This window comes from Streptomyces sp. NPDC127114 (genome assembly GCF_042677525.1).
Taxonomy (GTDB): domain Bacteria; phylum Actinomycetota; class Actinomycetes; order Streptomycetales; family Streptomycetaceae; genus Streptomyces.
The window spans coordinates 95,082-119,367 of record NZ_JBHXTJ010000009.1 but is presented as its reverse complement, the minus strand read 5'-3'; the positions used below and the strand labels follow the sequence as shown (position 1 = coordinate 119,367).

27 protein-coding genes, 1 tRNA gene and 1 riboswitch are annotated in these 24,286 nt (G+C 70.9%); of the genes, 17 read left to right on the top strand and 11 right to left on the bottom strand.

Annotated elements, in window-relative coordinates:
* Positions 1-85: 85 nt before the first annotated feature.
* Entirely contained in the window at positions 86-559 is a 474-nt protein-coding gene (locus ACFVGS_RS12440; RefSeq protein WP_384409028.1) for a type II toxin-antitoxin system PemK/MazF family toxin, read from the bottom strand.
* A gap of 200 nt (positions 560-759) precedes the next feature.
* On the opposite strand from ACFVGS_RS12440, the gene ACFVGS_RS12435 reads away from it, so the two are divergent.
* Positions 760-1,512: an MBL fold metallo-hydrolase gene (locus ACFVGS_RS12435; RefSeq protein WP_384409030.1), complete on the top strand. Its 753-nt coding sequence runs from the start codon at positions 760-762 to the stop codon at positions 1,510-1,512.
* 131 nt (positions 1,513-1,643) lie between these two features.
* Here the strand turns inward: ACFVGS_RS12435 and ACFVGS_RS12430 are convergent, their stop codons facing one another.
* Positions 1,644-2,909, bottom strand: coding sequence for a PTS transporter subunit EIIC (locus ACFVGS_RS12430; protein ID WP_384409032.1), 1,266 nt, complete (start codon positions 2,907-2,909; stop codon positions 1,644-1,646).
* Positions 2,910-3,226: 317 nt separating this feature from the next.
* Complete coding sequence (locus ACFVGS_RS12425; protein WP_384409034.1) at positions 3,227-4,528, bottom strand: PTS transporter subunit EIIC; 1,302 nt, start codon at positions 4,526-4,528, stop codon at positions 3,227-3,229.
* Positions 4,529-4,724: 196 nt separating this feature from the next.
* Here ACFVGS_RS12425 and ACFVGS_RS12420 point away from each other — a divergent pair, with 196 nt between their 5' ends.
* The 4 genes from ACFVGS_RS12420 (at position 4,725) to rdgB (ending at position 6,989) form a co-directional block, all read left to right on the top strand.
* Positions 4,725-4,958: a glucose PTS transporter subunit EIIB gene (locus tag ACFVGS_RS12420; protein ID WP_384409036.1), complete on the top strand. Its 234-nt coding sequence runs from the start codon at positions 4,725-4,727 to the stop codon at positions 4,956-4,958.
* Positions 4,959-5,043: 85 nt separating this feature from the next.
* Positions 5,044-5,775, top strand: a complete 732-nt coding sequence (gene rph, locus ACFVGS_RS12415; RefSeq protein ID WP_384409038.1) for a ribonuclease PH — start codon at positions 5,044-5,046, stop codon at positions 5,773-5,775.
* A gap of 100 nt (positions 5,776-5,875) precedes the next feature.
* Positions 5,876-6,262, top strand: coding sequence for a hypothetical protein (locus ACFVGS_RS12410; RefSeq protein ID WP_385692454.1), 387 nt, complete (start codon positions 5,876-5,878; stop codon positions 6,260-6,262).
* A gap of 124 nt (positions 6,263-6,386) precedes the next feature.
* Positions 6,387-6,989, top strand: coding sequence for an RdgB/HAM1 family non-canonical purine NTP pyrophosphatase (gene rdgB, locus ACFVGS_RS12405; protein WP_384409042.1), 603 nt, complete (start codon positions 6,387-6,389; stop codon positions 6,987-6,989).
* Positions 6,990-7,048: 59 nt separating this feature from the next.
* On the opposite strand, the gene ACFVGS_RS12400 is transcribed toward rdgB, so the two are convergent.
* The 4 genes from ACFVGS_RS12400 to bcp all read right to left on the bottom strand — a co-directional run bounded on the left by ACFVGS_RS12400 (position 7,049) and on the right by bcp (position 9,095).
* A tRNA-Leu gene (locus ACFVGS_RS12400) sits at positions 7,049-7,132 on the bottom strand.
* A 20-nt stretch (positions 7,133-7,152) separates the two neighbouring features.
* Entirely contained in the window at positions 7,153-7,827 is a 675-nt protein-coding gene (locus tag ACFVGS_RS12395; RefSeq protein WP_385692453.1) for an HNH endonuclease, read from the bottom strand.
* Positions 7,824-8,465: an HNH endonuclease gene (locus ACFVGS_RS12390; RefSeq protein WP_385692452.1), complete on the bottom strand. Its 642-nt coding sequence runs from the start codon at positions 8,463-8,465 to the stop codon at positions 7,824-7,826. The genes ACFVGS_RS12395 and ACFVGS_RS12390 overlap by 4 nt, the downstream gene beginning before the upstream one ends.
* Before the next feature lie 162 nt (positions 8,466-8,627).
* The gene (gene bcp, locus ACFVGS_RS12385; protein ID WP_384409044.1) at positions 8,628-9,095 is read right to left on the bottom strand and encodes a thioredoxin-dependent thiol peroxidase; all 468 of its coding nucleotides are present in this window, start codon (positions 9,093-9,095) and stop codon (positions 8,628-8,630) included.
* A gap of 127 nt (positions 9,096-9,222) precedes the next feature.
* Between bcp and ACFVGS_RS12380 the strand changes: the two genes are divergently transcribed.
* The 3 genes from ACFVGS_RS12380 to ACFVGS_RS12370 all read left to right on the top strand — a co-directional run bounded on the left by ACFVGS_RS12380 (position 9,223) and on the right by ACFVGS_RS12370 (position 10,414).
* Positions 9,223-9,543, top strand: coding sequence for a DUF3618 domain-containing protein (locus ACFVGS_RS12380; RefSeq protein WP_385692451.1), 321 nt, complete (start codon positions 9,223-9,225; stop codon positions 9,541-9,543).
* A 46-nt stretch (positions 9,544-9,589) separates the two neighbouring features.
* Positions 9,590-9,928, top strand: coding sequence for a GroES family chaperonin (locus ACFVGS_RS12375; RefSeq protein WP_384409048.1), 339 nt, complete (start codon positions 9,590-9,592; stop codon positions 9,926-9,928).
* 65 nt (positions 9,929-9,993) lie between these two features.
* A riboswitch (guanidine-III (ykkC-III) riboswitch) is annotated at positions 9,994-10,059 on the top strand.
* 34 nt (positions 10,060-10,093) lie between these two features.
* Positions 10,094-10,414, top strand: a complete 321-nt coding sequence (locus ACFVGS_RS12370) for a DMT family transporter (RefSeq protein WP_384409050.1) — start codon at positions 10,094-10,096, stop codon at positions 10,412-10,414.
* Here ACFVGS_RS12370 and ACFVGS_RS12365 read toward each other — a convergent pair.
* Positions 10,392-12,902: a transglycosylase domain-containing protein gene (locus tag ACFVGS_RS12365; protein ID WP_385692450.1), complete on the bottom strand. Its 2,511-nt coding sequence runs from the start codon at positions 12,900-12,902 to the stop codon at positions 10,392-10,394. The two genes, ACFVGS_RS12370 and ACFVGS_RS12365, sit on opposite strands and share 23 nt — an antisense overlap.
* Before the next feature lie 362 nt (positions 12,903-13,264).
* On the opposite strand from ACFVGS_RS12365, the gene ACFVGS_RS12360 reads away from it, so the two are divergent.
* The 4 genes from ACFVGS_RS12360 (at position 13,265) to ACFVGS_RS12345 (ending at position 17,415) form a co-directional block, all read left to right on the top strand.
* Positions 13,265-14,065 carry an ABC transporter permease gene (locus ACFVGS_RS12360; RefSeq protein WP_384409250.1) on the top strand — a complete coding sequence of 267 codons (801 nt, stop codon included), beginning with the start codon at positions 13,265-13,267 and terminating at the stop codon, positions 14,063-14,065.
* 4 nt (positions 14,066-14,069) lie between these two features.
* The gene (locus ACFVGS_RS12355) at positions 14,070-14,948 is read left to right on the top strand and encodes an ABC transporter permease (protein ID WP_385692495.1); all 879 of its coding nucleotides are present in this window, start codon (positions 14,070-14,072) and stop codon (positions 14,946-14,948) included.
* Positions 14,949-15,106: 158 nt separating this feature from the next.
* Complete coding sequence (locus tag ACFVGS_RS12350) at positions 15,107-16,087, top strand: ATP-binding cassette domain-containing protein (RefSeq protein ID WP_385692494.1); 981 nt, start codon at positions 15,107-15,109, stop codon at positions 16,085-16,087.
* Between the two features lie 59 nt (positions 16,088-16,146).
* Entirely contained in the window at positions 16,147-17,415 is a 1,269-nt protein-coding gene (locus ACFVGS_RS12345) for a DUF445 domain-containing protein (protein WP_384409054.1), read from the top strand.
* A 92-nt stretch (positions 17,416-17,507) separates the two neighbouring features.
* Here ACFVGS_RS12345 and ACFVGS_RS12340 read toward each other — a convergent pair whose 3' ends face one another.
* The gene (locus ACFVGS_RS12340; RefSeq protein WP_385692449.1) at positions 17,508-17,810 is read right to left on the bottom strand and encodes a hypothetical protein; all 303 of its coding nucleotides are present in this window, start codon (positions 17,808-17,810) and stop codon (positions 17,508-17,510) included.
* Positions 17,811-17,927: 117 nt separating this feature from the next.
* On the opposite strand from ACFVGS_RS12340, the gene ACFVGS_RS12335 reads away from it, so the two are divergent.
* A complete protein-coding gene (locus ACFVGS_RS12335; protein WP_385692448.1) occupies positions 17,928-18,866 on the top strand; it encodes a YDG/SRA domain-containing protein in 939 nt (312 codons plus the stop codon).
* Between the two features lie 68 nt (positions 18,867-18,934).
* On the opposite strand, the gene ACFVGS_RS12330 is transcribed toward ACFVGS_RS12335, so the two are convergent.
* Positions 18,935-19,939 carry an SEC-C metal-binding domain-containing protein gene (locus ACFVGS_RS12330; RefSeq protein WP_385692447.1) on the bottom strand — a complete coding sequence of 335 codons (1,005 nt, stop codon included), beginning with the start codon at positions 19,937-19,939 and terminating at the stop codon, positions 18,935-18,937.
* 62 nt (positions 19,940-20,001) lie between these two features.
* Between ACFVGS_RS12330 and ACFVGS_RS12325 the strand changes: the two genes are divergently transcribed.
* Entirely contained in the window at positions 20,002-20,799 is a 798-nt protein-coding gene (locus tag ACFVGS_RS12325) for a class E sortase (RefSeq protein ID WP_385692446.1), read from the top strand.
* Here the strand turns inward: ACFVGS_RS12325 and ACFVGS_RS12320 are convergent.
* Entirely contained in the window at positions 20,796-22,079 is a 1,284-nt protein-coding gene (locus ACFVGS_RS12320; protein ID WP_385692493.1) for an MFS transporter, read from the bottom strand. The two genes, ACFVGS_RS12325 and ACFVGS_RS12320, sit on opposite strands and share 4 nt — an antisense overlap.
* 420 nt (positions 22,080-22,499) lie before the next feature.
* Between ACFVGS_RS12320 and ACFVGS_RS12315 the strand changes: the two genes are divergently transcribed.
* The 3 genes from ACFVGS_RS12315 (at position 22,500) to ACFVGS_RS12305 (ending at position 24,282) form a co-directional block, all read left to right on the top strand.
* Positions 22,500-23,045: a winged helix-turn-helix transcriptional regulator gene (locus ACFVGS_RS12315; protein WP_384409092.1), complete on the top strand. Its 546-nt coding sequence runs from the start codon at positions 22,500-22,502 to the stop codon at positions 23,043-23,045.
* Between the two features lie 28 nt (positions 23,046-23,073).
* Complete coding sequence (locus tag ACFVGS_RS12310; protein WP_385692445.1) at positions 23,074-23,370, top strand: DUF6412 domain-containing protein; 297 nt, start codon at positions 23,074-23,076, stop codon at positions 23,368-23,370.
* Positions 23,371-23,553: 183 nt separating this feature from the next.
* A complete protein-coding gene (locus ACFVGS_RS12305; RefSeq protein WP_384409096.1) occupies positions 23,554-24,282 on the top strand; it encodes a YidC/Oxa1 family membrane protein insertase in 729 nt (242 codons plus the stop codon).
* Positions 24,283-24,286 lie beyond the last annotated feature (4 nt).

Here is a 24,286-nt window from a genome sequence, read left to right as displayed (position 1 = left end):
CCCGCGCAGGGCGAGCCGTCGCGCGCGGCGAGAACCGCGCCGCGCCGGCCTCGGGCCTGTCCGGTGGATCAGGGCCGGACAGGCCCTAGCGCGCCAGATGGCGGACCTGGTCCCAGACCACCGGGTCCGCCGTTCCCACTTTCCGGCGGAACTCCCACACCAGCACGTCCCGCAGCTCGTCCGTCTCCAGGAAGCTCGGCCGCCCCTGCGCGTCGCCCACCGAACCCGGCGGCAGCGGGATCACCCCCGGCCGCTCGTCGTGGTACTTGCTGGTGATCTTGGCGACCAGAGCGCAGTCGCCGCGCAGGGCCAGGACCAGGCAGGGCCGGTCCTTGGAGCCCGGACCGTCCTCGAACGGCACGTCCGCCCACCAGATCTCACCCGGCCGCGGCAGCCGCTCCGGCGCCTTCCCGCGCGGGGCCGCCGGCCTCGGCGGTCGGGCGGGCGGCCGGGTCCGGCCCGCGGGCCGGCGGCCCGAGCGGCGCCGGCCGTCGGCGAGCGCCGCGACGAGCGCGATCACCACCACCGCGACGAGCGCGGGCCACCACGACGTGTCCATACCTCAAGACGGTACCGCCGCGCACGGGACGTCGCCGCGACGCCCCGCCATCCATCCGAACCGGTGACAGGGCCCGTGAGTTCGCCCACAACGGGCCGCCACGGAGGAGCGACGGGCCGCCACGCGCCGTACGCTCGACAGACCGCACGACCTCCCCTCTCAGCGCGCTTTACGCACCCGTCCACGGAGGTTCACGCTCCATGAAGCTCACCGTCGTCGGCTGCTCCGGGTCGTTCCCGTCCGCGGAATCGGCCTGCTCGAGCTACCTCGTCGAGGCCGACGGCTTCCGGCTGCTCCTCGACATGGGCAACGGCGCCCTCGGCGAGCTGCAGCGCCACATCGGTCTCTACGACCTCGACGCGATCTTCCTCAGCCATCTGCACGCCGACCACTGCATCGACATGTGCGGCTACTTCGTCGCCCGCTACTACCGGCACGACGGCGGCCGCTGCGACGCGCTGCCCGTGTACGCCCCCGAGGGCGCCGAGCAGCGGCTGACCACGGCGTACGCGGACACGCCGTCGCCCGGTGCGATGAGCGAGGTCTTCGACTTCCGGACGCTGGCCTCCGGCACCTTCGACATCGGCCCGTTCCGGGTTCGCACGGAGAAGGTGTCCCATCCCGTCGATGCCTACGGCATCCGGATCGAGCACGGCGGCCGGGTGCTCGCCTACTCGGGTGACACCGGGGTCTGCGACTCCCTCGACAAACTGGCGGCGGGTGCCGACCTGTTCCTGTGCGAGGCGTCCTTCACCCACGGCAAGGAGGACATCCCGGCCCTCCACCTCAACGGCCGCGAGGCCGGCGCCCACGCCGCCCGCGCCGGGGTGGGCCGGCTGGTGCTGACCCACATCCCGCCGTGGACGGACGGCGAACGCAACCTGGCGGACGCCCGCGAGGTCTACGGAGGCCAGGCGGAACTGGCGTACGCGGGCGCGGTCTACGAGATCTGAGCGAACCGCCGCGGGCGCCGCCACCACTCCACCACTCACGCTGCGGATTCCGAGGAAAAGGAAATCGGCCTTCAGGACCGGGGGAGGGTCCTGAAGGCCGACGTCATGTCATGCCCCGGAAGGGCGGAGGCTCACGCCTTGGTGAGGTCCTCGAGCTCCTCCTCGGGCTCGCGGCCCGGGGTCATGATGTTGAACTTGGTGATCGCGAAGCGGAAGACCACGTAGTAGATCGCCGCGAAGACCAGGCCGATCGGGATGATCAGCCACGGCTTGGTCGCGTACGTCCAGTTCAGGAAGTAGTCCAGCGCACCGGCGGAGAAGGTGAAGCCGTGGTGCACGCCGAGGGCCGAGGTGATGACCATCGAGGCGGCGGTGAGCACCGCGTGGATCACGTACAGCAGCGGCGCCAGGAACATGAACGCGAACTCGATGGGCTCGGTGATGCCCGTGACGAACGAGGTCAGGGCGAGCGAGAACATCATGCCGCCGACGACCTTGCGGCGCTCGGGGCGGGCCGCGTGGGTGATCGCCAGGGCGACGGCCGGGAGCGCGAACATCATGATCGGGAAGAAGCCCGACATGAACTGGCCCGCGGACGGGTCACCGTGGAAGAAGCGCGGCAGGTCGCCGTGCCAGACGGCGCCGGTGGAGTCGGTGAAGGTGCCGATCTCCTGCCAGGCGACGGTGTTCACGAACTGGTGCATGCCGACGGGGAGCAGACCACGGTTGATCGCGCCGAAGATGCCGGAGCCGGCCGCGCCCAGGCTGGTCATCCAGTTGCCGAAGTCGGTGATGACGCCGCCGATGGGCTCCCAGAGGAGGCCGAACAGGACGCCCATCAGGGTGCCGACGAAGGCCATGAGGATCGGGACGAGACGGCGGCCGTTGAAGAAGCCGAGCCAGTCGACCAGCTTGGTGCGGTGGTAGCGCTGCCAGACGACGGCGGCGAGCAGACCCATGACGATGCCGCCGAAGACCTTGGGGTCGTTGTACGTCGCGGCGACGTCGACACCGTTGTTCTTGGTCGTGTTGACGACGGCCTCGGTGACCGGGAAGGCCTTGAGGACGTTCTGGTAGACCAGGAAGCCGACGAGGGCGGCGAGGGCGGTGGAGCCGTCCGCCTTCTTGGCGAAACCGATCGCGATGCCGACGCAGAACAGCAGCGGCATGTTCGCGAAGACCGCGTCTCCGGCGGAGGCGAAGACCGTGGCGACCTTGCCCCAGCCGAGGCCTTCGGCGCCGAACACGTCGGGCTGGCCGAGACGGAGCAAGATACCCGCGGCCGGCAGTACGGCGATCGGCAGCTGCAGGCTGCGACCGACCTTCTGCAGGCCCTGGAACAGGCCGGATCCGCGCTTCTTCGCGGGAGCGGCGGCCTGGGCGGTGGCCGTACTCATCAACTTCCTCCAGTTGGGCAAGGCGCCGCCAGAGGACAGTGAAAGGGGGTGACGGCGGCGTCTTCGGGGAACGCGGTGAACTGGACCGCGTGGTCTACACCAATGAGTGGTGTAGACCAGTTGTAGCACGTGAGACTTAGATAAGGAACCTGTGAATTCTGTGCGCTCAGCCATAGCCGGACAGGCGACGACAAAAGGCCCCCGGACGGTGAGGTCCAGGGGCCTTGCGGAGGGCCGGGTGCGAGGTCCGAAAGCCCCGTACGGCCGGGTCGCCGGGCCCTGGCGCCGGGCCGTGACTCGGCCGGGGGCGCCGGGTGCTACGCCTTCGTCTTGTCCTGCTCCAGCTGCTCCTCCAGCTCCTCCGGCTCGCGGCCCGGAGTCGGCAGGTCGAACCTGGTGATCGCGAAGCGGAAGATCACGTAATAGACGAGGGCGAAGCCCAGGCCGATCGGGATGATCAGCCACGGCTTGGTCGCCAGGTTCCAGTTGATCACGTAGTCGATCAGTCCCGCGGAGAAGCTGAAGCCGTCCTTCACGCCCAGCGCCCAGGTCAGCGCCATCGACACACCGGTCAGGATCGCGTGGATCGCGTACAGCAGCGGCGCGATGAAGAGGAACGAGTACTCGATCGGCTCGGTGATACCGGTGACGAACGAGGTCAGCGCGACCGACAGCATCATGCCGCCGACCTCCTTGCGGCGGTGCGGCTTGGCGCAGTGGGTGATCGCAAGCGCCGCCGCCGGCAGCGCGAACATCATGATGGGGAAGAAGCCGGTGGTGAACTGGCCCGCCTCGGGGTCGCCCGCCAGGAACATGGTGATGTCGCCGTGCACCACCGTGCCGTCCGGCTTGGTGTACGAGCCGAACTGGAACCAGATCGGCACGTTGAGGAACTGGTGCAGGCCGATGACCAGCAGCGCGCGGTTCGCGACGCCGAAGATGCCCGAGCCCCAGGCGCCCAGCCCCACCAGCCAGTCGCTGAAGCTCTCCAGGCCGTCCCCGATGGGCGGCCAGATCCACAGGCACAGCGAGGCGAAGGCGATGCCGACGAACGCCATGATGATCGGGACGAGCCGTCGGCCGTTGAAGAAGCCGAGCCAGTCGACCAGCTTGGTGCGGTGGAACCGCTGCCAGAGATAGGCCGCGAACAGGCCCATGATGATGCCGCCGAAGACACCCGGGTTCTGGTACGTGTAACCGGCGAAGGAGTCGTCCGCGCCGAGGCAGCCGCCGCTGATGTCCTTCGTACCGGTCGGGCAGTCCTTCGGGAACTGGCGCAGCACGTTGTAGTAGACGAGGAAGCCGACCACCGCCGCCAGCGCGGTCGAGCCGTCCGCCTTCTTCGCCATGCCGATCGCCACGCCGATGCAGAACAGCAGCGGGAGACCCAGACTGCCGTCGAGCAGCGCGCCGCCCGCGCCCGCCATGACCTTGGCGACGTTGTCCCAGCCGAGCCCGTCCGCGCCGAACACGTCCGGCTGGCCGAGCCGGTTGATGATGCCGGCCGCCGGGAGGACCGCGATGGGCAGCTGGAGGCTGCGTCCCATCTTCTGCAGCCCCTGGAAGAAACCGCCCCAGGTCGGTCTCCTGGATCCGGCGGTGGCGCTGGCGCTGCTCATCGGCATCCTCCTGGGTGCTGCGGATGCATACTGGTGTAGACCAGTTGCGGTAGGGTCCCGGTGGTCGCGCGGGGGCAGCCCGCCGGTGATCGTCATCATTCGGCAGAACGGCCGCATCCGCTCGCGAGGTTGGGCCAACCGTGGGTTACCGTGACAACGCGGACCATCGGTGCGCAGAACGGACAGGGAGAGACACATGGCCAGCAAGGCTGAGAAGATCGTCGCCGGCCTCGGCGGCATCGACAACATCGAAGAGGTCGAAGGCTGCATCACCCGCCTCCGCACCGAGGTGACCGACGCCGCCCTCGTCGACGAGGCCGCTCTCAAGGCCGCCGGCGCACACGGCGTCGTGAAGATGGGCACCGCCATCCAGGTCGTCATCGGCACCGACGCCGACCCGATCGCCGCCGAGATCGAAGACATGATGTGACCGGCTGACACCAGCCGCCCACATCGACGAGGGGCCCGTTCCGGCAGGGGAACGGGCCCCTCCGTCATGGGGCTACGCTCAAGGCATGTCTCGTATCGACGGCCGTACCCCCCAACAGCTCCGCCCCGTCACCATCGAACGCGGATGGAGCAAGCACGCCGAGGGCTCCGTCCTCATCTCCTTCGGCGACACCAAGGTCTTCTGCACCGCCTCCGTCACCGAAGGCGTGCCCCGCTGGCGCAAGGGCAGCGGCGAGGGCTGGGTCACCGGCGAGTACTCCATGCTCCCGCGCTCCACCAACACCCGCGGCGACCGCGAGTCCGTCCGCGGCAAGATCGGCGGCCGCACGCACGAGATCTCCCGCCTCATCGGCCGCTCCCTGCGCGCCGTCATCGACTACAAGGCGCTCGGCGAGAACACCATCGTCCTCGACTGCGACGTCCTCCAGGCCGACGGCGGCACCCGCACCGCCGCCATCACCGGCGCGTACGTGGCGCTGGCCGACGCCGTCGCCTGGGCCCAGAACAAGAAGCTGGTCAAGCCCGGCCGCAAGCCCCTCACCGGCACGGTCGCCGCCGTCTCCGTCGGCATCGTCGGCGGAGTGCCCCTCCTTGACCTCTGCTACGAGGAGGACGTGAAGGCCGACACCGACATGAACGTCGTCTGCACCGGCGACGGCCGCTTCGTCGAGGTCCAGGGCACCGCCGAGGCCGAGCCCTTCGACCGCAAGGAGCTCAACGCCCTCCTCGACCTCGCCTCCGGCGGCTGCGCCGACCTCGCCGAGATCCAGCGCAAGGCCCTCGAAGGAACTCTCTGACGCGCTGCCGCGTCTCTACGCATACGGGCGCACGGGTCGAACCGTGCGCCCCGTCCATTCCAGCAGTGCCACAACGTCCGTACACAGGGGGGACCCGAACGTGAAGCGCCGCCGCACCATAGCCGTCGCCGCCGCCACGGCAGCCTTCGCAGTCAGCACGCTCGCCGGCTGCGGAGCGCTCGACAAGGCCATGGACTGCGTCAAGACCGCCGACGCCATCGCCACCTCCGTCGACAAGCTCACCCAGGCCGTCAACGACGCCTCCAACGACCCGACGAAGATCGAGGAAGCCCTCAACAGCATCGACACCGAGCTGGGCAACCTCAAGAACACGACGGACAACGCCGACCTCTCCAAGGCCGTCGACGACCTGAACAAGGGCGTCGACTCGGTCCGCACGGCGGTCAAGAACGGCGACACCACGCCCGACATCAAGCCCATCACGGACGCAGCCACCGAAATCGGCAAGGTCTGCACCCCCGGCTAGGCCCGAGTACCCCCGGCTAGGCCCGAGTACCCCCGGCCGGTCCCGGCGACCTCGCACCCCGGCCGGGCCGGGGCGCACCCCGGCCAGGCCCGGATCCCTCCGGCCAGGCCCGGATAATCGGGGCATGACCCGTCTGATCCTCGCCACCCGCAACGCGGGCAAGATCACCGAACTCCACGCGATCCTCGCCGACGCAGGCCTCGACCTCGAACTCGTCGGCGCGGACGCGTACCCCGAGATCCCCGACGTCAAGGAAACCGGCGTCACCTTCGCCGAGAACGCCCTGCTCAAGGCCCACGCCCTCGCCCAGGCCACCGGACTGCCGGCCGTAGCCGACGACTCCGGCCTCTGCGTGGACGTCCTCAACGGCGCCCCCGGCATCTTCTCCGCCCGCTGGGCCGGCACCCACGGCGACGACCGGGCGAACCTCGAACTCCTCCTGGCCCAGCTCTCCGACATCGACGACGCCCACCGCGCCGCCCACTTCGCCTGCGCCGCCGCCCTGGCCCTCCCGGACGGCTCGGAACGCGTGGTCGAAGGCCGCATGCCGGGCACCCTCCGCCACGCCCCGGTCGGCACGAACGGCTTCGGCTACGACCCGATCCTCCAGCCGGACGGCTACGACGTGACCTGCGCCGAGCTGACCCCGGCCGAGAAGAACGCGATCAGCCACCGCGGCAAGGCCTTCAGGGCACTGGTACCGGTGGTGCGGGAGCTGCTGGGCTGAGGAGTACGGCGAAGGCCCACCCTGCCGTGTCGGCGGGGCGGGCCTTCGTTTCCGAGACGTGCGGCCGATGGGATTCGAACCCACATGGGCGAAACGCCCAGAGGCACCTAAAACCTCCGCTTATACCATTCAGCAACGGCCGCGTGCACGGCCATCGTAGCGGTCACCCGGGGCTTGTCCGAGTGGTACGTCGACGTCCGCCGCGGCACCACGTATCGGTTACCGCATGGCAGTTGGGACACAGCAGCCGCAGGTTTTCGCGCCGGTCGTCTCGCCAGTCCCCGTTCACGTGATCGATCTCCAGCGTCATCGGCCTGCCCAGCCACTCGGGACCGACGCCGCACTCCGCGCACTCCTCGGGTACGCCTCTCTCGAGCAGCGCACGGCGCAGCAGGTGGGTCCTTGTCCGCTGCCTTCCTGCGTGGCGAACCAGAATCTCCCCAGCAGGCTTCGTCATGCCCTGTTTACCTCGCTGGTGCCCTTGCCCCAGGAAGTGGGAGGTATCGAGACCGTCCTCCAGCGTCCACTGTCGGAACAGTGCACGCATCTGCCCGCTGTACGGCCTCCCCAAGGCGCGCAGAGCGCCGGCCACGGAGATCGACTGCTCAACTACTCGCCGAAGCTCCTCCCGGCTGGGGCGGGGAGGCGGCCCGCCGCGCCGTCGCCGGGGTGGAAAGTGCGAGATGTCGATGCCGTAGTCGCCGAAACGCCTGAGAAGGTAGCGGCGCACTTTGTCGTATGGCTGGGTGCCGAAGAATGCGACGACCTCGTCGATGTCGGCGCACTGTGCCGCTGCTTCAGCCAGCCGCTCGCGGGTGTACCGAGGTTGCCTGGTCATCGGGCACGCCCTTTACCGCGCCCCCGGTAGCTGTCCGTCGTCGAGTGGCAGTTGGGGCAGAGGAAGCGCAGGTTTTCGAGCCGGTTGTTGCGCCAGTCGCCGTCGATGTGATCGACCTCCAGAGGAAGGGGCCGGCCGCGCCAGACCGCGTCCATGCCGCAGCGGGCGCAGTTCTGCTGTGTTCCCGACTCCGTCATCGCCCAAGCGAGCCGGTCTCTTGGGATGCGCCGGGCCTGTGCGCCGGCCTGCTCGACGAGTAGGTTTTTGGGTGACCGAGGGTGCCAGGCTTTGCCCTGCTGTGAGGGCGCTCGGAAGTGCGAGACATCGATGCCGTACGCCTTGATGTGGCGGCTGATGTGCGTGTGCTGGCCGCCCACCACCTCCACCCCCAGCCGTCGCAGTACCTCGCACATGTTCGTCGACGTGGCCACCGCCTCCGCCAGTACCTCGCGCGTCCATCGCACACCCTCCCGCTCGAAGTGCGACGTGTCGACGCCCAGCTTGCGCATGCGGTCGTGCAGGTATCGGCGTGATCCGCTCCGCGGATCCACCCCCAGCCGCTCCAGCGCCTCCGTCAGCGTCCGTGCTCCCCGTGCCGCCGACTCCAGCCGTTCTCTCGTGTACGCGCTCGTCCCCATCGACCGGCCCCTCCCTCGTGCGGATCTCGTGTCCGGATCTCGTACGGGTTAACGAACCGAATATCGGACGGTCACGTCATGTCGCGTGCGAGATGCGGAACGGCCCGCACCGTTTCCCTCGTGGGGGAGCGGCGCGGGCCGTTCGTGTCAGGGCGGCGGGACTCAGATGCCCAGGTCCTTGATGATCTTGGCGACGTGGCCGGTCGCCTTCACGTTGTAGAGGGCGCGTTCGACCTTGCCCTCCTCGTCGACGACGACCGTCGAGCGGATCACGCCCGTCACCGTCTTGCCGTAGAGCTTCTTCTCGCCGAAGGCGCCGTACGCCTCCAGGACCTTCTTCTCCGGGTCGCCGACCAGTGTGACCTTGAGGTTCTCCTTCTCGCGGAACTTCGCCAGCTTCTCCGGCTTGTCCGGGGAGACGCCGATGACGTCGTAACCGGCGCCGGCCAGCAGCTCCAGGTTGTCCGTGAAGTCGCACGCCTGCTTGGTGCAGCCGGGCGTCAGCGCGGCCGGGTAGAAGTAGACGATGACCTTGCGGCCCTTGTGGTCCGCGAGCGAGACCTCGTTGCCGTCCGCGTCGGGCAGGGTGAAGGCGGGGGCGGTGTCGCCGGGCTGCAGTCGCTCGCTCATGGCTGGCTCTCCTCGGGAAATCTCGCTTACGCGATGAGAGCCTAATGGGGGTCGGGGGCAACCCGACGGGGAGGAAGCTGACAGACTGTCTGTCAACGACCGGAAACACGACTACGGAGGCAGCGCGGTGTCGGACGCCAGGACCCCTGCGCAGATCGAGGCGGACATCGTCCGCCGGCGCGAGCAGCTCGCCGTCACGCTCGACGAGATCGGTATTCGGATGCATCCGAAGACGATCGTCGGCGACGCCAAGGCCAAGGTGGCCGCCCACGTCGACCACACCGCCGGTCGCGCGTTCGTCGCCGTGAACCGCGTCGTGTCCGACGTGAAGGTCCGCTTCACCCACGAGGACGGCGCGCCGCGCCTGGAGCGCGTGGTGCCGGTGGCGCTCGTCGCCGTCGCGCTCGTCGGGCTGCTCGCCGTGTCCGCCCGTAAGGGCAAGGCATGACCCGTCCGGCGTACGGACGACACGCCCGGGCAGGTAGGTTCGAACCGTGAGCGAGAACACCCACGACAAGCTGCCCATCCGGATGCTCCACGACCGCGTCCTGGTCCGCTCCGACACCCCTGAGGGGGAGCGGCGCTCGGGCGGCGGCATCCTGATTCCGGCGACCGCGGCGGTCGGCCGCCGCCTTGCCTGGGCCGAGGTCGTCGCGGTCGGACAGAACGTCCGGACCGTCGAGATCGGCGACCGGGTCCTGTACGACCCCGAGGACCGTGCCGAGGTAGAGGTGCGGGGCGTGGCGTACGTCCTGATGCGTGAGCGCGACCTGCACGCCGTCGCCGCGGACCGCTTCCAGGGCGCCACGGACTCGACCGGCCTGTACCTGTAGGTCCGCAGCTCGGAGCCGAACGGGCAAAGGGCCTGGTGACTGCCGTCACCAGGCCCTTTGCCCGTTCTTTGTTACCCTGGAGCCACCCCGACGAGACGCGCCGTACCGGGTTGACGACAAGACGACGCACCCCTGTTGATCCGTCTCGCGGAGGTGTTCGTCGTCATGGCCTGGGTTCTTCTCGTCGTTGCCGGTCTGCTCGAGGTCGGCTGGTCGATCGGTATGAAGTACACCGAGGGCTTCACCCGTCTGTGGCCCAGCGTCTTCACCGCGGCCGGGATCGTGGCCTCGATGATGCTGCTCTCGCAGGCCGCCAGGACCCTTCCCATCGGTACCGCCTACGGCGTGTGGGTCGGCATCGGCGCGGCCGGTGCGGCGGTGCTCGGCATGGTGGTGCTCGGTGAGCCGGCGACCGCCGCCCGGATCTTCTTCGTCTGTCTGCTGCTCGTGGCCGTGGTGGGCCTCAAGGCGACCTCGGGTCACTGAGCTGAGCCGGAGGCGCCGCGTCCGGCGGCGGCGGCCCGCCCGGCTCGCCCGGCCATCCCGGTTCCGCGGGCCGCATCGGCTGCGGGGCCCCGGCCGCCGCGGTCGGGAGGACCTGCTCCGGGCCCGCGGCCGGGCCCGCCGCCGGGCCGTTTCCCGGGCCGCCCACCGGGGCGGGGGCCGGGGCCGGGAGGTGCGGGGCCTCCCGTACGGATTCCCGCACCGCTTCCCGTACGGCGGCGTCCTCGCGTACGGGAACGGCCTCCCGGATCTCCGGCCCCGTCGCCCTCGGGCCCGTCGGTCGGGGCCGTGGCGGCCTGCGGCCCGGCAGGCCGGCGCCCGGGCCCTCGTACCCCTCCGCCGCGTCCGGGTGGTCCGGCAGCGGCGGCTCCGGCGGCAGTTCCTCGGCGCCCTCCATCAGCCTCAGGTCGAACTCCTTCGGCGGTACGCCGGCGAGCGCCTCGCGGGTGAACCGGGCCCAGATCTCGGCCGGCGCCCCGCCGCCGTTGATCCGGGGCTGTCCGAGCGCCCCGTACAGCGGCAGCTGCCGGCCCGTCTCCGGGTCCTGGCCCATCATCGCGACGACGGTCGCGAGCTCCGGCGTGTAGCCCGCGAACCAGGCCGCCTTGTCGTCCTCCGCCGTGCCCGTCTTGCCCGCGGCGGGCCGCCCGGCCGCCAGGGCCGCGGTGCCCGTGCCGCCCTGGACGACGCTGCGCAGCACGGAGGTGGTGGTGTCGGCGGCCTCGCGCGTGACGGCCTGCCGGGTACCGCGGGCGCCGCCGCCGTCGGAGTCCTCGGAGCCCGGCAGCTCGAACTCCTCCTGGTCCCGGCTGATCTTCTCGACGAGGGTGTACGGGCCGTGGCGGCCGTGGTTGGCGAGCGTCGCGTACGCCTGCGCGAGGTCCAGGACGCTCGCGGTGGCCGGGCCGAGCGCGATGGAGGGCGAGGCGGTGAGGTCGGGAGTCCGCCGCGGCAGGCCGAGCGCCACCGCGGTGTCCCGCACCCGGGCCGGGCCGACGTCGACCGCCATCTGCGCGTAGACGGCGTTCACGGACTCGTCGGTGGCCGAGCGCACGGTGATCGGGCCGTAGCTGGTGTCGTCCTCGTTGGCCGGGTCGTAGTAGCCCCCGTTCCAGCCCTGCACCGGGCGGCGGTTGTCGCCGTCGTACACGGTGTTCGGGGTGATCCGCTCGCCCTCCTGGGTCTGGGCGCCGTGCTGGAGCGCCGCGGCGAGCACGAAGGGCTTGAAGGTGGAGCCGACCTGGTAGTCGCGGCGGGTCGCGTTGTTGACGAACTGCCGGGTGTAGTCGATGCCTCCGTAGAGGGCGACGACCTTGCCGCTCGCCGGTTCGACGGCCGCGCCGCCGACCCGTACGAACCGGTCGGTGGGGTTGCGCTCCGGGTCGAGCTTCGAGGTCACGGCCTCGTCGACGGCCTTCACGAAGGCGTCCTGCCGGGCCCGCTCCAGGGTCGTGGTGATCCGGAAGCCGCCCGCGGCCAGCGTCTTCTCGTCGACGACGCCCGTCTCGGTGAGGTACTGCTCGACGGCCTGGACGAGGTAGCCGCGCTGCCCGGAGAGGCCGGCGGAGGCGCGCGCCGGCTGCGGGGCGGGGAACACGGCGGCGGCGCGCGCCGCCGGGGAGAGCCAGCCCTCGGTGACCATGCCGTCGAGGACGTAGTGCCAGCGGGCGAGCGCGCGCGCTCGGTTCTCGGGGTGGGTGGCGACGTCGTACGCGTTCGGCGCGTTGAGCAGCGAGGCGAGGTACGCGCCTTCGGCGGTGTCGAGGTCCTTGGCGTCCTTGCCGTAGTAGGCGCGGGCGGCGGCCTGGATGCCGTAGGCGTTGCGGCCGAAGTAACTGGTGTTCAGATAGCCCTCGAGGATCTCGGCCTTGTCCTTCTCGCGGCCCAGTCTGAGCGCGATGAAGAACTCCTTCGCCTTGCGGGTGAGGGTCTGCTCCTGGCCCAGGTAGTAGTTCTTGACGTACTGCTGGGTGATTGTGGAGCCGGACTGGCGGCCCTTGCCGGTGAGGGTGTTCCAGGTGGCGCGGAGCATCGCGCGGGGGTCGACGGCGGGCGAGGTGTAGAAGTCGCGGTCCTCGGCGGCGAGTACGGCGCGCTGCACGGTGAGCGGGACCCGCGCCAGGCTCACGTTCTGCCGGTCGACCTCGCCGGCCCGGGCGAGCTGGGTGCCGTCGCGGTAGAGGAAGAGGTTGGACTGGGCGACCGCGGTGGCGTTGGCGGCCGGGATGTCCACGAGGAGGTAGCCGGCGACGAGGCCGCCGAGCAGGAGCAGCGCGCCGAGCAGGGCGAGGCCGAACAGCCGCCGCAGCAGGCGCCGTACGCGCCCGCCGCGGCGCGGGCGCCCGGGTCCGCGTCCGCGGCGGCGGTTCGGGGGCGTGGCGGGAACGGTCGGGTCCCGTGGCTCCCAGGCCGCCGGCTCGGGTGGCAGGACCTCGCTCGTGTCGGAGGGCATACCGGATGAAGGGGACATAACACTACATCCTGCATGTGCGACGTCGAAAGTCTGCAAAACGACTCGACTCCGCACTGTCCGTCCTACTAAGGTCGGGCGCTTTGGTGCGGACGGGTGGCTGGAGGGGCGGACGTACGGACGGACCGGCGGACTGTCGGACTGACGGCGTTCGCACTGACGGGTTCGGACTGACGGCGGTCGGACTGACGGCGGTCGGACGCGGGCGCGTACGTCGGGCGGAGTGCGGCGGACCCCGGTGCCAGGAGTCGGCGGATGGACCCCGGTGCCAGGAGTCGGCGGATGGGCCCCGATGCCAGGAGTCGGCGGATGGACCCCGGTGCCAGGGGTCGGCGGATGGACGAGGAAGGAGCGGGAACATGCTGCGGCTGTACGCCACCGTCGCCGCGGGTGGCTTCCGGCGCCATGCCACCTATCGGGTGGCCACGGCGGCAGGGGTGTTCACGAACACCGTCTTCGGCTTCATCCTGTCGTACACATACATAGCCCTCTGGGACGCCCGTCCCTCGCTCGGCGGATACACGATGTCCGACGCCCTCGCGTACGTGTGGATCGGCCAGGCGCTCATCACCGTCTGCGGGCTGATGGGCGGGGGCTTCGAGGACGAGCTGATAGAGCGGATCCGAACGGGTGACATCGCGGTCGACCTCTACCGCCCTGCCGACCTCCAGACCTGGTGGTTCTCGGCCAATCTCGGCCGCTCGGCCTACCAGTTGCTCGGGCGCGGCGTGCTTCCGATGGTCTTCGGCGCCCTCGCCTTCGACCTCACCCTCCCGTCGAGCCCCTGGACCTGGCTCGCCTTCCTCGGCTCCGTGGCCCTCGGGTCGATCGTGAGCTTCGCCGTCTGGTACCTGGTCGCGATGAGCGCCTTCTGGCTGCTCGACGGCCAGGGCGTGGTCCAGGTCGCCTGGCTCGGCGGCCTGTTCTTCTCCGGGATGCTGCTCCCGCTGGCCGTCTTCCCGGGCACGCTCGGCGAGATCGCGCGGGTGCTGCCCTGGGCGTCGCTGCTCCAGGTGCCGGCGGACGTGTACCTGGGGCGGTACGAGGGCTGGGAGCTGCTCGGCGCGTTCGGGTTCCAGGCCTGCTGGGCACTGGTGCTGCTCGCGGCGGGGCGGGTGGCGCAGGCGGCGGCGACGCGGAAGGTGGTGGTGCAGGGTGGCTGAGCCGCTGAGTACGGCGGGTGAGGCGTGGCGCCCGAACAGCCCTGAGGCTTCCCGGGCCTGGCGCCCGTACCGTACGGCGGCCGAGGGCTGGCGCACGTACCGGATGGTGGCGGCGATGTGGATCCGCTCCACCCTCACCTACCGCACGTCCTTCGCGCTGACCCTCGTCTCCAACCTCGTCGTCACCTTCTTCGACTTCGTCGTGATCCTCCTGATGTTCGGTCAGGTGCGGGGACTGGGCGGCTTCTCCTTCCCCGAGGTCGCGTTCCTCTACGGCACGAGCGGGACCGCCTTCGGTCTGGCCGACCTCGTGATGGGCTCGCTGCCGAAGATGGGCAAGCGGGTGCGCGACGGCACGCTCGACACCTTCCTCCTCCGCCCTGCGCCCGTCCTCGCGCAGGTCGCGGCCGACCGCTTCGCGCTGCGGCGGCTGGGCCGGATCACCCAGGGTCTGATCGTCCTGGTCTGGAGCCTGGTGCTGCTCGACGGGGTGACGTGGACGCCGGTGAAGGTGCTGCTTGTGCCGGTGATGCTGCTGAGCGGGGCGGTGATCTTCGCCGCGGTGATGGTGCTCGGCGCGTCGGTGCTGTTCTGGATGCAGGATGCGGCCGAGGTGACGAACTCGTTCACGTACGGCGGCAACAACCTGCTCCAGTACCCGCCGACGATCTTCGCCCAGGACCTGGTGCGGGGCGTCGTCTTCGTCGTACCGCTCGCCTTCGTCAACTGGCTGCCGGCCCTGTACGTCCTCGGCCGGCCGGCACCGGAGGGGGTGCCGGGGTGGACGGCGTTCGCGTCACCGCTGGTGGCGGCGGTGTGCTGTGCGGTGGCGGGATGGGCGTGGCGGAGGGGCCTGCGTTCGTACCGCTCGACGGGGAGCTGAGGGTGGTGGCGTCGGTGGCGGGGGTGGCGCAGATGAGTAGGTGACTGAGGCGACTGAGGTGACTGAGGTGACTGAGGCGACTGACATGACTGAGGCGACTGAGGCGACTGGGACGAATGGGACGACTGGGACGACTGGAGACGATGGCTGAGATGCAGATGCCCTTCATCGAGGTGGTCGACGTACGGAAGTCCTTCACGGTCCGCCGCCGGAGCGGGTTCCTGCGGCGCGAGCGGCGGGAGGTCCGGGCCGTGGACGGCATCTCCTTCGCCGTGGAGAAGGGGGAGATGGTCGGCTACATCGGCCCGAACGGGGCCGGGAAGTCCACCACCATCAAGATGCTCACCGGCATCCTCACGCCCAGCGGCGGCCGGCTGAGCGTCGCGGGCATCGACCCGTCGCGGGAGCGGACGCGGCTCGCCCGCCGCATAGGCGTGGTCTTCGGCCAGCGCACCACTCTGTGGTGGGACCTGCCGCTGCGCGACTCGTACACGCTGGCGCACCGCATGTACCGCATCCCGGATGCCCGCTTCCGGGAGAACCTGACCCGCTGCGTGGACCTCCTGGAGCTGGGCGACCTGCTCGACGTGCCGGTACGCCAGCTGTCCCTCGGCCAGCGGATGCGCGGCGACATCGCGGCGGCGCTGCTGCACGACCCGGAGGTGCTGTACCTCGACGAGCCGACGATCGGCCTGGACGTCGTGTCGAAGGCGAAGGTGAGGGAGTTCCTGCGGGAGCTGAACGCGACGCGGGGCACGACGGTGCTGCTGACCACCCACGATCTGACGGACATCGAACAGCTGTGCCGCAGGGTGATGGTCATCGACCACGGCCGCCTGATGTACGACGGCGAGCCGGCCGGTCTGCACGAGGCGGGCGGGGGCGGCGAGCGCGTCCTCGTGGTGGACCTGGCGCGCGAGACGCCGCCGATCGAGGTTCCGGGCGCGCGTTTCGTACGGGCGGAGGGCCCGCGCCAGTTCCTCGCCCTCCCGTCCTCCTCCTCGGCGGCTCCGGTGGTGGCGGCGGTGGCCGCGGCGTACCCGCTGGTGGACCTGTCGGTGCGGGAGCCGGACATCGAGACGGTGATCGCGAAGATGTACGGAGGAACTTCGCGTGCGGCCGGGGAGTCAGTCAGGTGAGGAGGTGAGGTGGTCGTGATGGCGATGGGGATGGCGATGCCGAGGGTGACCGCGGCGCGATGGTGACCTTCACGTACACGGCGGCGGACGAGGAGAGGAGCAGGGGCGTCCGCCGGATGAAGCGCCTGGCGACGGGCCTGCTGGCACTGGTGGCGGCCGTGTACGCCCTGGCGACCTGGGGTGAGAACGCCGGGGCGGGCGCGTGGGCGGGCTATGTGGCGGCCGCCGCGGAGGCGGGCATGGTGGGTGCGCTGGCGGACTGGTTCGCGGTGACGGCACTGTTCCGGCGGCCGCTCGGGCTGCCGATCCCGCACACCGCGATCATCCCGACGAAGAAGGACCAGCTGGGCGCGTCGCTGGGCGACTTCGTCGGCGAGAACTTCCTGTCCGCCGACGTGGTACGGGGTCGGCTGCGCGGCTTCGGCATCGCGCGCCGTCTGGGGGAGTGGCTGGCCGACCCCGCCCATGCGGACCGGGTCACCTCGGAACTGGCGACGGCGCTGCGGGGGGCGCTCACCGTCCTGCGGGACTCCGACGTCCAGGCGGTGGTGGGCGAGGCGATCACCCGCCGGGCGGAGGCGGCGGAGGTGGGCCCGGGCCTGGGCAAGACGCTGGAGAAGATCGTCGAGGACGGCGCGCACCGTCGGGCGGTGGACCTGATCTGTGCGCGGGGCCACGACTGGCTGGTGACGCACCGCGCTTCGGTGATGGAGGCGATCGAGGGCGGGGCGCCGGGCTGGACCCCGCGCTTCGTGGACCGAAGGGTGGGCGAACGCGTCTACAAGGAGCTCCTCCGCTTCGTGACGGAGATGCGGGACATGCCGGCGCACCCGGCGCGGGGGGCCATCGACCGTTTCCTGACGGACTTCGCGGCCGACCTCCAGGCCGACACGGACACGCGGGCCCGCGTCGAACGCCTCAAGTCCGACATGCTGGCCCGCCCGGAGGTCCAGGACATCATCGCCTCGGCCTGGTCGTCGGTCCGCGCGCTGATCCTGGCCGCGGCGGAGGACGACCAGAGCCAGCTGCGCCGCCGCGCCCGCGCCTCCCTGATCTCGCTGGGCCAGCGCCTCTCCTCGGACGACCGCCTGCAGACGAAGGTCGAGGGCTGGGCGGAGGACGCCGCGGCCTACGTCGTCACCACCTACCGCACCGAGATCACGTCCCTGATCACGGACACGATCGCGGGCTGGGACGCCACCCAGACCTCAAAGAAGATCGAGGCCAACATCGGCCGCGACCTCCAGTTCATCCGCATCAACGGCACGGTGGTGGGCGCGCTGGCGGGTCTGGTGATCTATACGGTGAGCAAGGTGGCGGGGGGCTAGGGAGCGGGGCGGGGCGCCGGACGGACTTCAGCGGGCCTCGGTCTCGGCGTCAGCCGGCCTTGCAGCGAACGGCGCGCGGGCCGCCTTTGCGACTAGGCAGCCTTACGCGTCACGGCGTACGCAGTCCCGGCCATGGCCCCGGCGACGGAGAACACCGCGGGCCAGGCCCCGATCTTCTTCGCGAGCGGGTGCGATCCGGCGAAAGCCCCCACATACGCGGCCGTAAGCCCGGCCGCCGCCTTCCCGCCAACCACCTGCTGCCACTCCCGCGCAGCCACCCCACCCGCCACAGCGAGCACTGCACCCCCAAGCGGCCGCTTCTTGGTCCACCGAGCGACGGCATACCCACCGACGAGACCGGCGGCGGCGATGACGGGGGAGAGGGTGCGGGGCATGGGTGGGGCCTTTCGCCGTGAGGGCCGAACGTCGCTGACTGATCAATATTTGGCCAGGGATGGCCGAATGATCGACGAGTCGACCAAATAGGTTCACTTCATTGGCAACATGTTCGCATGGCTGCCTATAGAGCTGTCTTCGGACACATCGGTGACATCCTTCCCGGCACACACTTCGACTCACGTAAGCACGTCAAGGCGGCCGGCCTTCACAAGGAAGAGCAAGCGGGTATCTCGTGGGGGCGAGATGGCGAACATCGCCGTGTTGCCGACGCAATCGTTCTGAACAACGGATACGAGGACGATCGCGACGATTGGGACGAGATTCTCTATACGGGAGCCGGCGGGCGTAACCCCAACACGGGGCGTCAGGAGTCCGATCAGACCTGGGAGAACGCAGGGAACGACGGGCTCCGAAACAGCGAGTTGCTTGGTCACCCCGTGCGAGTGATCAGAGGATCGGAGGGAAACCGTGACTACTCACCCGCGTCTGGTTACCGCTATGACGGGCTGTATCGGCTGACGGATCATAGTGAGGAGACGGGTAGTGCCGGCTTTCGGATCCTCAGGTTCAAGTTGCGTCGACTGTTGGATGACCAGCAGGAGTTGACCCCGCTTGAACAGCAGGTGGACGACCTCGTTCACGGTGCTGCGCCACGCAAGACTGCGACGGTTGAGCGCATCGTGCGGGATACGGCAGTTGGACGTCGTGTGAAGCAGTGGTACGGCCATCGCTGCCAAATCTGCCGCTTGGCCCTGCCTGTAGGCCCCGACGGTAAGAGCTACGCAGAAGGGGCCCACATTCAGGCTCTTGGTCCGGCGGGCGGTCCGGACGTCGAGGGCAACGTGCTCTGCCTGTGCCCCAACTGTCACGTCCGCCTTGATCGTGGGGCCATATACCTGACCGATACCTTCCAGGTTGTGGACCGATTTTCGGCGCCCGAGGCGTCCGCAGCAAGCCCGCTGTGGATACATCCCGAGCACGACATCAAGGGGCGGTTCGCCCGGGCTCACCGCCGGTTCTGGAAGATCATCGATTCGCTGGAAGAGCGTTGACCCTCTCGCTCTGCTGATGCGCAGTACGGGGCGATCTCGGCAGCGAGTTTGCTCCGCACTGCTACGTCTCAGCTCTCGTCGCCCCCGTGGCACTCCCCGTAAGTCCGCCCCGACCCGCACCAGCAGTCCTCCGTCCGCCCCGGGGGCCAGGGGAGGGCGCGGCCTCGGGCGGCCAGGGTTGTGGCGTACTGGGGGAGGAGGTCCGGGTTTGCCGGGGTGGAGGATTCCGAGGCGGCGAAGGCTTCGTAGGAGGGGACCGTGGCCGGGACGATGCCCAGGTTCGGGGTGCCCGACTGGGCGAGTTCGCGGAGGGAGGCCTCGATGTCCGTGAGGTGGGCGCGGTAGGTGGGGTACTCCGCCTCCAGTTCCGGGTAGGCCGCCAGGAGCTCGTCCAGTTCCCGTTCCGGCCAGTGGAGGACCGCCACCGGGAAGGGGCGGGAGAGGGCCGTGCGGTAGGAGCCCAGCTCCGAGCGGAGGCGGGTGATCTCGGCCTGGAGTTCCGCCGGGTCCGACGAGCCCAGGGCCCACAGGCGCTTCGGGTCGTGCAGCTCGTCCAGGGAGACGTCCGCCGTGTGGAGGCGGTCCGCCAGGGTGTCCCACTCGTCGTGGATCAGGCCCATCGCGCGGCGGACCCGGTGGCGGCCCGACAGGAGGGACTGCACCGCGTAGGGCACCTCGTCGCCCACCACCAGCAGGCGTGCCGCCTCCGTGAACGTCGCCTCCGCCTCCGCCGGCTCGTCGTGCGCCTCCAGCGTCTCCGCCACGATCTCCCACGGTTCCGGCTCCTCCGGGCGGGCGCGCCGTAGGCCCTCGATGATCGCCCGCGCCTCGGCCTCGTGGCCGTACTCCCACAGGTTCGCCGCCTTCAAGGCCCTGATCAGGTGGGGGGCGGCCGGGGACGGGGCCGCGAGCAGGTCGTCGTACAGCGTCGTCGCCCGCTCGCGTTCGCCCGCCAGTTCCAGGTGGGCCGCCGCGCGCAGCAGCAGCGGTTCGCGGTCCTCCGGGTACCGCCCCGCGGTGCGGAGCAGACGCTCGGCTTCGGTGGTGTGGTCGGCAGACGTGTTGGGGCGCATGTCGACACCGTACTGCTGTACGGCCCTGGAGAGTTGGCGCTCCAGCGCCTATCGTGCCCGCCGTGCGAGCGAGAGTGCGCGGCCCGGTTCCGGTCGTCGTCCAGACGCGCCGGCGGCGTGGGGCCGTCACCCGCGTCCTGTGGACCTCCGCCGAAGCCCTCGTCACCTGCGGCGTTCTCGTGCTCCTGCTGGTCGTGCACCAGCTGTGGTGGACCAATCAGCAGGCCCGCGCCGGGGCGGTGGAGCAGGTGCGCAACCTCGAGCGCCAGTGGGACTCCTCACCTCCCGTCCCGTCACCTCCGGCCCCGTCGCCTCCCGGCGAGTCACCGGTAAGCGACTCGCCCTCGGGGCCGTCCCCTGGGGTGTCGTCTCCGGGCGGGTTCCCGTCCGCAGACGCTCCTTCCGGCCGCGACACCGCCTCCGCCTACGCCGTCCTCCGCATCCCCCGCCTCGGGCTCTCCGTCCCCGTCGCCCCCGGCGTCGGCAAGCGCAGCGTGCTCGACAAGGGCTACGCCGGCCACTACCCCGGCACCGCCCAGCCCGGCCGCAGCGGCAACTTCGCGCTCGCCGGGCACCGCAACACCCACGGCGAGCCCTTCCGGTACATCAACCGGCTCCGGCCCGGGGACCGGATCACCGTACGGACCCGCGAGGGCACCCACACCTACCGCGTCGACCGGATCCTGCCGCAGACCTCGCCCCGCGACACCGGCGTCATCGCGCCCGTGCCCCGCTCCCTCTACAAGCCGTCCTACGGCTACGACCGGCCCGGCGCGTACCTCACCCTCACCACCTGCACACCCGAGTACACCTCCACCTACCGGCTGGTCGTCTGGGCCAGGCTCGTGGTCAGTCCCTAGCCGTCAGTCCCTGGCCGTCGGTTCCTGGCCGCCGCGAGGGTGACCGCCGCCCCCGCGAGACCCAGCGCCGCCGACGCGACCAGCGCCGTGTCCGGGCCCGCCGTCGACAGGGCCAGGGTGAGCGCCACGCCCGCCGACGAGCCGATGTAGCGGGCGGTGTTGTTCGCGCCGGAGCCCATCGCGGCCCGTTCCGGCGGTACGGAGTCGACGGCGAGGCGGGGCAGGGCGGCGTTCAGCACGCCGCTGCCCGCCCCCGCCACCAGCAGACCGACGAGCAGGCGGGGCCAGTCCGCCGTGCCCTCCACCGCGCCGAACAGGACGAGCACCCCCGCCGTCGACAGGACGAAGCCCAGAGCGAGCTGGTACGCGGCCGGGATCCGGCCCGCGAGCCGCCGTACCTGCAGCGCCACCACGAACGCGGTGCCCGACCAGAACAGGAACAGCCACGCCGTCGTCAGCGGCGCCATGCCGGTGCCGCGCTGGAGCAGCGCCGGCAGCACGCTGAAGAAGCCGATCACGGCGAGGCCCGTGAACAGCGCGCCCGCCGTCGCCGCCCGGAACGCCGGCCGCCGGAACAGCGCCAGGTCGATCATCGGCGCCGCGCCGCGCCGCTCGACCAGCGCGAAGGCCGCCGTCAGTACCACCGCGGCGAGCAGCAGCAGGCCCACGGACGGGCGCAGCCAGCCGTCCCTGCCCAGGGTCAGCGCGGTGAGCAGGGCAGCCAGGGCGAGCCCGAAGGTGAGCGCGCCAGCCACGTCCGGCCGCCCCGCGCGCGGGGCGCGGGACTCGGCGAGGGTACGGGCGCCGAACGCGGCCACGAGCAGGGTGCCCGCCGCCAGGGCCTCGTACGTCCACCGCCAGTCGGCCAGGCCGCCCAGCGCGCCCGCGAGCAGCGGACCGAGCGCGATGCCCGCGCTCACGAACGCGCCCCACACCCCCGTGGCCCTGATCCTCGACGCGCCGCCGGGATGGGCGTGGGCGATCAGCCCGAGGCTCGCGGCGAGCACGGCGGCGCTCGCCGCGCCCTGGGCGATACGGGCGAGGGTGAAGGTGAGCGTGGAACCGGCGAGGCCGCCGAGGGCGGTGGTGAGGCCGAGGCCGAGGGTGCCGAGGAGGAAGATCCGGCGCCGCCCGTGGTCGTCGGCGAGGCTGCCGGCGAGGAGGAGGACGACGGCGAGGCCGAGCGGGGTGCCGTTGAGCAGCCATGCCTGCGCGGACGCGGGGGTGCCGAAGGCCCGGGCCAGGGCGGGCAGGTCGAGCATCGGCGCCGTGTAGTTCATCAGCGCGAGCGTGGTGGCGGCGCTGGTGACGGCGAGCGTCGCGCCGGGGCGACCTGCCTGCCGTGGCCCGGGCCCTTTCCCTGTGGCCGGCCCCCGGCGTGCCCCTGGCTCTGTCTCTGCCTCTGCTCCTGGGCTTGATCCCGCCCCTGCCCCTGCGCCATCAGCAGCGGTGTTCGTGGCGTCCGCGTCGGCAGCATCGGCAGCGTCGGTGGCGTCGGCATGGCCGGTGGCGTCCGTGGCGGCGTTGGCGTCGGTGGCGTCCGTGGCGTCGGTGGCGGCGTTGGCGGCCTTGGGCATGGCGGGACCTCGGCTTCGGTGAGTCCGCGGAGCGTGCGGAGGGTTCGTTCACTGAACCTTGCTTGCGGGTCACCGTAACAGCTCAGGTTCATTCATTGAACCCATCCCGCTACACTCGTCCCCATGGCCCTCGGCAAGGACTACGCGAACCAGCACTGCTCCATCGCCCGCGCCCTCGAAGTCGTCGGTGAGCGCTGGACCCTCCTCGTCGTGCGCGACGCCTTCTACGGCGTCCGCCGCTACAACGACTTCCTCGTCCACCTCGGCGCCCCCCGTGCCGTCCTCGCCGCCCGCCTCCAGGCCCTCGTCGACGTCGGCGTCCTGGACAAGCGCCGCTACCAGGAATCGCCGCCGCGCGACGAGTACGTCCTGACCGAGCGCGGGATCGGCCTCTGGCCCGTCCTGCGCGCCCTCGGGCTCTGGGGTCGCGAGGCGCTGCCCGACACGCTGCCGATGCGGTCCTTCCACCACGTCGACTGCGGCGGCGAGCTCGGCCCGTGCAACGACTGCCCGACCTGCGGTATCACCGTCCGCCCCGGCGACATCGAGATGCGGCCCGGCGCCGGTCTCGACCCCGACCCCGCCGATCCGGTCAGCCGCGCCCTGCTGAAGCCCCGCCGGCTGCTCGCCCCGCTGGAACTCTCGCCGCCCGAAAACCGTCGTGTATAACGGATGTGATCGGTGAAAGGAGGATGAGATGCTCGGCGACCTGGTTCTGCGTGTCCTCGCGCCGCTGCTCGTCCTCCTCGCCGTCGCCGACCTGCTCCTCTCCGACGGAGCCGGTCTCTCCACCACCGTCGCCGTCGCCGCGACCGCCTTCCTCTGCGCCCTCGTCGGCGGCGCCCGTACGGCTCTGCCCGTACCGCCCACCCGGGTGCGCACCGCCCTCCGCGACCGGGCCCGGCGCACCGCCTTCCTGTCGCAACGCGATCCCGACGCCTCGGGCCGCCGCAGGCCCAGGGCACCCGGCCGTCCCCTCCTGACGGCCGCGTAGGGTTCCGAGCACCCCGAGCACCTCCGTACGAGTCACGAGTTCTGCGTACGCCTGGTACGACTCGTGCGACTCGTACCAGTCGTGCGAGTCCTGTACGAGTCCCCGTACGACTCCTCCACGCGGTTCCGTCCTGCCGAAGTCCCTTTCCTTCCCGGCACGACGAGACCCCTCGGAGGGCTCCCCATGTCCGTTTTCGCCTCCCTGGTCGAGCAGCTCGCCGACCTGCTCCAGCCGCTGTTCGCCACCGCCTCCACCGCCGCCGCCATCGTCCTGTTCACGATGGCCGTACGGCTCGCCGTCCACCCGCTCTCCCGGGCCGCCGCGCGCGGTCAGAAGGCCCGCACCCGGCTCGCCCCGCAGCTCGCCGAGCTGCGCAGGAAGCACGCCAAGAACCCCGAGCGGCTGCAGAAGGCCGTGATGGAGCTGCACGCGAAGGAGAAGGTCTCGCCGTTCGCGGGCTGCCTGCCGAGCCTGCTCCAGGCTCCCGCCTTCTTCCTGATGTTCCACCTGTTCTCCAGCGGACGGATGGCCGGGCACAGCCTCTTCGCCGCCCCGCTCGGCGACCACTACGCCGACGCCCTCGCCCATGGCGGTGTGTTCGGCCCGGCCGGCCTGGTCTACCTCGCCCTGTTCGCGCTCGTCGCCGCCGTCGCCACGTACAACTACGTGCGGACCAAGCGGCAGCAGCAGGCGGCGCCGGCGGTCGCCGACCCCGGCCAGCCGGGCGCCGCGCTCGCCGCCGGCATGGCCCGGTGGCTGCCGCTGCTCTCCTTCGCGACCCTGATCTCGGTCGCCGTCGTGCCGCTGGCCGCCGCGCTCTACATCGTCACCAGCACCACCTGGAGCGCGGTCGAGCGGGCCTTCCTCTACCGGGACATGCCCGCCGCGGGAGCTCTGGCGGCGGCCGTCTAGCGGC

Bases quoted from the DNA above. Each gene is read 5' to 3' on its own strand.
- ACFVGS_RS12440 (WP_384409028.1), bottom strand. From the start codon at position 559: ATGGACACGTCGTGGTGGCCCGCGCTCGTCGCGGTGGTGGTGATCGCG.
- ACFVGS_RS12435 (WP_384409030.1), top strand. From the start codon at position 760: ATGAAGCTCACCGTCGTCGGCTGCTCCGGGTCGTTCCCGTCCGCGGAA.
- ACFVGS_RS12430 (WP_384409032.1), bottom strand. From the start codon at position 2,909: ATGAGTACGGCCACCGCCCAGGCCGCCGCTCCCGCGAAGAAGCGCGGA.
- ACFVGS_RS12425 (WP_384409034.1), bottom strand. From the start codon at position 4,528: ATGAGCAGCGCCAGCGCCACCGCCGGATCCAGGAGACCGACCTGGGGC.
- ACFVGS_RS12420 (WP_384409036.1), top strand. From the start codon at position 4,725: ATGGCCAGCAAGGCTGAGAAGATCGTCGCCGGCCTCGGCGGCATCGAC.
- rph (WP_384409038.1), top strand. From the start codon at position 5,044: ATGTCTCGTATCGACGGCCGTACCCCCCAACAGCTCCGCCCCGTCACC.
- rdgB (WP_384409042.1), top strand. From the start codon at position 6,387: ATGACCCGTCTGATCCTCGCCACCCGCAACGCGGGCAAGATCACCGAA.
- ACFVGS_RS12395 (WP_385692453.1), bottom strand. From the start codon at position 7,827: ATGACCAGGCAACCTCGGTACACCCGCGAGCGGCTGGCTGAAGCAGCG.
- ACFVGS_RS12390 (WP_385692452.1), bottom strand. From the start codon at position 8,465: ATGGGGACGAGCGCGTACACGAGAGAACGGCTGGAGTCGGCGGCACGG.
- bcp (WP_384409044.1), bottom strand. From the start codon at position 9,095: ATGAGCGAGCGACTGCAGCCCGGCGACACCGCCCCCGCCTTCACCCTG.
- ACFVGS_RS12370 (WP_384409050.1), top strand. From the start codon at position 10,094: ATGGCCTGGGTTCTTCTCGTCGTTGCCGGTCTGCTCGAGGTCGGCTGG.
- ACFVGS_RS12365 (WP_385692450.1), bottom strand. From the start codon at position 12,902: ATGTCCCCTTCATCCGGTATGCCCTCCGACACGAGCGAGGTCCTGCCA.
- ACFVGS_RS12350 (WP_385692494.1), top strand. From the start codon at position 15,107: ATGCCCTTCATCGAGGTGGTCGACGTACGGAAGTCCTTCACGGTCCGC.
- ACFVGS_RS12345 (WP_384409054.1), top strand. From the start codon at position 16,147: ATGGTGACCTTCACGTACACGGCGGCGGACGAGGAGAGGAGCAGGGGC.
- ACFVGS_RS12340 (WP_385692449.1), bottom strand. From the start codon at position 17,810: ATGCCCCGCACCCTCTCCCCCGTCATCGCCGCCGCCGGTCTCGTCGGT.
- ACFVGS_RS12335 (WP_385692448.1), top strand. From the start codon at position 17,928: ATGGCTGCCTATAGAGCTGTCTTCGGACACATCGGTGACATCCTTCCC.
- ACFVGS_RS12330 (WP_385692447.1), bottom strand. From the start codon at position 19,939: ATGCGCCCCAACACGTCTGCCGACCACACCACCGAAGCCGAGCGTCTG.
- ACFVGS_RS12320 (WP_385692493.1), bottom strand. From the start codon at position 22,079: ATGAACTACACGGCGCCGATGCTCGACCTGCCCGCCCTGGCCCGGGCC.
- ACFVGS_RS12315 (WP_384409092.1), top strand. From the start codon at position 22,500: ATGGCCCTCGGCAAGGACTACGCGAACCAGCACTGCTCCATCGCCCGC.
- ACFVGS_RS12310 (WP_385692445.1), top strand. From the start codon at position 23,074: ATGCTCGGCGACCTGGTTCTGCGTGTCCTCGCGCCGCTGCTCGTCCTC.
- ACFVGS_RS12305 (WP_384409096.1), top strand. From the start codon at position 23,554: ATGTCCGTTTTCGCCTCCCTGGTCGAGCAGCTCGCCGACCTGCTCCAG.